The 5252-nt window shown below is 73.7% G+C and carries 5 protein-coding genes and 1 pseudogene; 1 reads left to right on the forward strand and 5 read right to left on the reverse strand.

What is annotated here, in order from left to right:
* The 4 genes and pseudogenes from JHN63_RS50595 to JHN63_RS50610 all read right to left on the reverse strand — a co-directional run.
* Nucleotides 1-190: hypothetical protein (locus tag JHN63_RS50595; protein ID WP_200691867.1), on the reverse strand; the 190-nt coding region annotated here is incomplete at its 3' end.
* A pseudogene (locus JHN63_RS50600) lies at nt 187-1114 on the reverse strand (AAA family ATPase). The pseudogene JHN63_RS50600 and the gene JHN63_RS50595, both read right to left, overlap by 4 nt.
* Nucleotides 1111-3261, reverse strand: coding sequence for a trypsin-like peptidase domain-containing protein (locus JHN63_RS50605; RefSeq protein ID WP_200691868.1), 2151 nt, complete (start codon nt 3259-3261; stop codon nt 1111-1113). The pseudogene JHN63_RS50600 and the gene JHN63_RS50605 overlap by 4 nt, the downstream one beginning before the upstream one ends.
* 3 nt (nt 3262-3264) lie before the next feature.
* Nucleotides 3265-3666: a CU044_2847 family protein gene (locus JHN63_RS50610; RefSeq protein WP_307782195.1), complete on the reverse strand. Its 402-nt coding sequence runs from the start codon at nt 3664-3666 to the stop codon at nt 3265-3267.
* Between the two features lie 196 nt (nt 3667-3862).
* On the opposite strand from JHN63_RS50610, the gene JHN63_RS50615 reads away from it, so the two are divergent.
* The gene (locus JHN63_RS50615; protein WP_200691869.1) at nt 3863-4660 is read left to right on the forward strand and encodes a hypothetical protein; all 798 of its coding nucleotides are present in this window, start codon (nt 3863-3865) and stop codon (nt 4658-4660) included.
* 21 nt (nt 4661-4681) lie between these two features.
* Here the strand turns inward: JHN63_RS50615 and JHN63_RS50620 are convergent.
* Nucleotides 4682-5252, reverse strand: a 571-nt coding sequence (locus JHN63_RS50620) for a siderophore-interacting protein (RefSeq protein ID WP_200691870.1), incomplete at its 5' end; no start/stop codon positions are given.

The following is a 5252-nucleotide window of genomic DNA, read 5'->3' on the forward strand; positions in this document are numbered from 1 at the left end:
GAGCGGGCGGCGGGGCGGGGTGCCGGTCGGCGGACGGCTCGGGGCGCAGCGGCGCGTCCTCGCCGACGGGCAGCCTGCGGGCCAGCCACAGCACGTCGAGGATCTGGTCGGCGTCCAGGTCGTGACCGCAGGCCGCCAGGACCCGCAGCGCCTCGCCGAACCGCTCGTCCTCGCCGCCCGCCACGGTCACATCGCCCCGGTCAACTGATGCAGTACGGCGTCGAGCAGCCCCTCCGCGTTCAGGTCGACGCCTCCGGTGCGCAGGAACACCGCGTTGAGCAGTTGGTCGGTGGCGAGTTCGCCCGGGGCGCGGCGGCGCAGGAACGCGTCGATCAGGTCGTCCGCCGCGCGCAGCGCCTCCTCGCCGAGGTGCGCCTCGACGATGGCCCGCAGCCGCTCCTTGTCCGGCACCGGCAACTGGAGCCGGATGCAGCGGCGCAGGAACGCGGGCGGGAAGTCCCGCTCGCCGTTGCTGGTGATGACGACGACGGGGAACTCCGCGCACTGGACGAGCCCCTGGTGCACCCGGACGGTGCCCCCGTGGTCGTAGGTCTGCACCTCGACGTCGGCCAGGTCCTCGGGGAGCCGGGTCAGTTCGGGGATGTCGAAGACGCCGTCCTCGAAGACGGTGAGCAGGTCGTTGGGGAGGTCGACGTCGCCCTTGTCCATCTCGTCGACGAGCAGACAGCGCGGGGTGGCCGAGGGCACCAGGGCGGTGCCGAGCGGGCCGAGCCGGACGAACGTGCCGATGGACGGCTCGCGTTCGCCCGCGTCCCGGCTGAGCGTGGTCTGCGCGCAGCCGGCCGATCGCGTCGTACTGGTAGAGCGCGTCCTTGACGGTGGAGCGGCTGTTGACCGGCCAGCGCAGCAGTTCGCCCAGCCGCAGCTCGTGCGCGACGGCGCGGGCCAGCGACGACTTGCCGGTGCCGGCCGGTCCGGTGACCAGCAGCGGACGGCGCAGATGCAGCGCCGCGTTGACGACGTCCGCGTGCTGCCGCTCGATCAGGTACGGCAGTTCGGGGCGCAGCGCCGGCACCGGTGTGAAGCGGCGCCACGGCGGGGCGGAGGGCAGCGCGACGGCCCTGGGCCAGTCCGCCTCGGGGGCCGATGTCATGCGCTCTCCTGTGGTTCGGTCAGCTGGAGTCGGGGCACGGTGCGGTCGGCGTCGGCCCAGGCGAGGACCGGACGGCCGGGGAACCCGGGCCGGTTGGCCAGCGCGTCCGCGCGGTAACTGCGCACCCCGTCGGGCAGTTCCCGGGTGGCGACCTCCGCCATGTGCTTGACGGCGTGCGACCGCCCGTCCGTACCGCGGTCCCACACCACCACGGGTATGCCCAGGACGAGACACGTCTGCACGATCCGGTCCCGCGCCGGACCCGGGGTCACGTCCACGGAGACGCGGACCGTGTCGAGTTGGTTGAGCAGCGTCGGGTAGAGCGAGTCCGGGTCGGTGGACTCGTCGACCAGGAACGTCCGCCCCGAGTCGAGCCGGCTCCACCGGGTGCGCCAGTGGGGCAGGAACCGCCCGTGCCGGCGCAGGAGTTCGGGGCAGTGCACGACCAGCGGGAACTCCACGCCGAGCACACCGGGCACCAGTTCGCCCGGCACCCGCGCCTTCCACTCGTCGACCGGCAGATCGAGGCTCTTGCGGTCCACGAGCACCTCGACCAGCGGCGGCCGGGCGTCGTCGGCGTCGGAGGTGAGGGAGGTGACGACCCGCAGCACCTCCCTGGCCGCCTCCGGCACCGAGTACGATCCGACGCTCTCGGCCGACACCCGGCGGGGCCCGGAGCCCTCGTCGCACCAGATGCCCAGCCGGTGCCGGCCGCGCTCGGCCCGGGTCACCTCCACCAGGACCCGCCCGCGCGTCGTACGGTCCCGGACCGAGCGGGCCCACACCTTGGCGTCCCAGCGCCGCTCGTCCAGGGCGGCCTGCGCGACACCCAGCCGCGAGGTCACCCCGTTCGCCCACAGGCGCAGTTCCGACTGCTGGGGTTCCACACAGAGCGCGGCGACGTACTCCATGACCCGCAGCAGCGCCGGCACCCTGGCCTCCCCGTCGGCGGAACGGCCGTCTCCGGGGTGTGCCTCCAACTGGTCGAGCAGCGCGCCGAGATCCTCGCCGTCCGGGAAGACCGCGAGATGCGGCAGCGCGGCCCGCACCGCCTCGGCCAGCCGCCCGTGCACCGCCGGGTCCAACAGCCGCAGCCGGGCGCGCAGTTCGACGTACTCCTGCGGGGACAGCAGCTTGGCGGAGCGGACCAGACCGGCCACGGCCAGGACGCGCCGGGAGGCGCCGCCGGGTTCGCGGCGCAGCACCGCGGCGAGCGCGGCCAGGGCCCGTGGATGGGCGAGCAGGAAGGAGGCGAACTCCTCGGGCGTGGGCGGTGTGACATCGCTGCTGTACCGGACTCCGCAGGCGCGGGCCAGCCGACGGCCGAACTCGACGCGGGCGTTCCCCGAGGGCAGCAGGTCCGCGACGAGGTCCGCCAGCACCCCGAACGCCGGGTCCTCGGGGTCCACGGGCTCGGGCGACAGTGCGTCCAGGGCGCCCAGCGGACGCAGCTCGGCCTCGACGCGCTGCCAGGGGATGGCCCAGCTGCGCCGGGTCATGTCCTGGGGGCTGTGCGGCAGTTGGGCGCCGGAGGCGGGGTCCCGGCTCGGCAGGAAGGCCCCGGCCACGAGCCCGACCACCGCGCGGTGGTGCGGGGACCACAGGGGGCCGCCGCTGTAACCGGGGCCCACGGCCATCCCGGTGGGCGCTCCGTCGACGTAGCCGACGGGACCGGCGAGCAGGGTGACGGTGAGGTCGGCGAACGTGGCGTCATGGCCGCTGCCGTGCCATGCCCGCACCTTCTGGTCCCGCGTCATCGCGGTCCTGCGCAACGGCGCGAGCCTGTCCCGGGCCGTCGCCTGGAGGCGCAGCACCGCCAGGTCGCCGAGCCAGGTGACGTCTCCGCCGCGCACCTCGTCGCCGTTCGGGGAGCGCGGCGGGATCCAGTGCTCGACCTGAGCGGGGTACCTGCGAGAGCCGAGCGCGTCGTGCAGTTCCAGGAAGAGCCACTCCCGTCCCGGGTCACGGGTGTCGAACAGCGTCCTGCCCAGCGCGTCGTTGACGACGTGCGCGCAGGTGAGCACCGTGTCGGGGCCGACGACCAGGCCCGCTCCCGAGGTCAGCCCGTCGATCTCCCGCCGCACGGTCACGACATGGCGGGAGGGATCGTCGTCCAGGGTTGTCCCGGCCATCAGGAACCAGCCCATGGCTCACCCCGGGCCCGGTGTCGCCGTGCCTCCGTCGGCCCGGGGCGGCTGCCATGTCGCGGTGACCGTGAGATGCGCCTGCCCGCCACCGCTCACGATCCCGAACTTCAGGTCGTGCCCGACCTGCACGCCGAAGGTCACACTCATCTCGCTCGGCGGCTCCGGTACGGCGTTGACGGTGCCGTGCACCTCCTGCAACAGGACGCCGAGCGGGGCCAGGGCACTGCGCAGGGCACCGGTCGCGAAGTCCGCGACGCCGCGCCGCCCGGTGGCCACCGGCACCGACGTCCCCATCCCCTCGGGGAGATCGTCGCCCCGCCCGGAGGCCGCGCCGGGAGGGGCGGGCGAGAGCAGGAACCGTACGGGCGTACCGTCGTCGAACTCTGACTGCATCGCGATGGCCACGCCAACATTGTGGACCAACAGGCCTCGTCGGACAGCGAGTTCACAGCTCCTGATCGTCGCTTTCGGTCGCTTCGTCGTCACAGGTCTGCACGGACCCTGTCCCGGTTTGCGACGAAACATGATCGTTCCTCTTTCCGTCACTACCGTCGCAAGCAGTACAGGGCGGTACCGGGTGGCGCGATGCGGGGGTTTCGTGATGAGCGACTGGGACGGTTTCGGGACGGGGCGTGGGCCGAGCGAGGAGCGGGGGCAGGCGGCCTGGTCGGTGTGGTCGACGGCGGAGACGCAGACCTCGCTGACCCCGCCGCCGTGGGTGTCGCCGCCGACTCCCGTCCCGGCCGCGGCTTCCGCTCCGGTTCCGGCTCCCGCGGCCGCTCCCGACCGACGGGCCTGGCGGGTGGTCCTCGGGGTCGTCGTCGCGGTCGTGCTGGGCGCGGGTGCCGGTGGTGGCTTCTGGTACGTCACGCACGGGCGCGTCGCCCACGACCATGTGGCCGCGAGTGGGAGCGCCGGCGGGAGCGGGAGTGCGACCGGTCCCGGATCGGCGTACCGCACCGCCAAGGACCCCACCGGCTACACCCTCGACATCCCCCGCGGCTGGACCCGCGTCCAACGGCAGGGCGCGAAGGCCCCGGTGGTCTCCTACGGCTCCCCGGACGGCACCCGGCGGCTGCAGATCTTCCGTGTTTCCGAGAACTCCCCGGCCGAGTCCCTCGACCTCGCCGAGAACGACCCCGGCTACGGCTTCGCCCGGCAGCCCGGATACCGCGTCCTCGGCCGCGCCTCCGGTCCCACCTGGGCCGAACTCACCTATCGCTACGACGACTTGGGCAACGGTGGCCGCCGGGTGATCGACCGCCGCTTCGAGGCGGCGGACGGCTCGCTCTACGCGATCCGGTCCAGCGGTCCGGAGTCCCTCGATCCCGCGCTGGTCCGTGCGCCGCTCACCACCGCGATCGGTTCCTTCTGTCCGACGGGGGCGAGTTGCGGGTAGACGCGGGGACCGGGGCGGCTGCTACTCCAACCCCCGCTTGCCCGGCGCCCAGAACGGCTTCGTGAGGACGGAACGCCGGTCCCAGCCCAACTCCCTTACGAGCACCTGCCGGACGGCCTGTACGGTACGGGCCTCCCCGGCGACATAGGCGATGCCGCCCGGCTCGGGGGCCAGGTCCTGTACCGCGTCCGGGAGTGAAGTCCCGCCTCTGGTCAGCCAGTTGAGGCGGTCGGAGTGGGGCAGCGGCAACCGGTCCGCGTCCGACTCCGTCTCCACGGCGCCCGAGATCCGCGCCCCCTCGGGCAGCGCGGCCAGCATCGCGCCGAAGGCGACGGAGGCCGTCTCCTCGCCGACGAAGACGTGGTGGGCGGCCTCGGGACGGAGGGTGAAGGTGCCCTCGGGCTTGCGCAGGCGCACCTGCTCACCGATGCCGACGCTCTTCCCCCAACGTGCCCCGGGTCCCCCCTCGGTGTGGTCCAGCACGCGCAACTCGACGGCGCCGGACGGGTCGTAGCGCCACACCGAGTATGTGCGCAGGGTCAGACCGCCGACCAGGACGCGCACCTGCTGGCCGGGGCGGACGTCGAGACCG

Source organism: Streptomyces sp. MBT65, from assembly GCF_016612545.1.
Classification (GTDB): domain Bacteria; phylum Actinomycetota; class Actinomycetes; order Streptomycetales; family Streptomycetaceae; genus Streptomyces.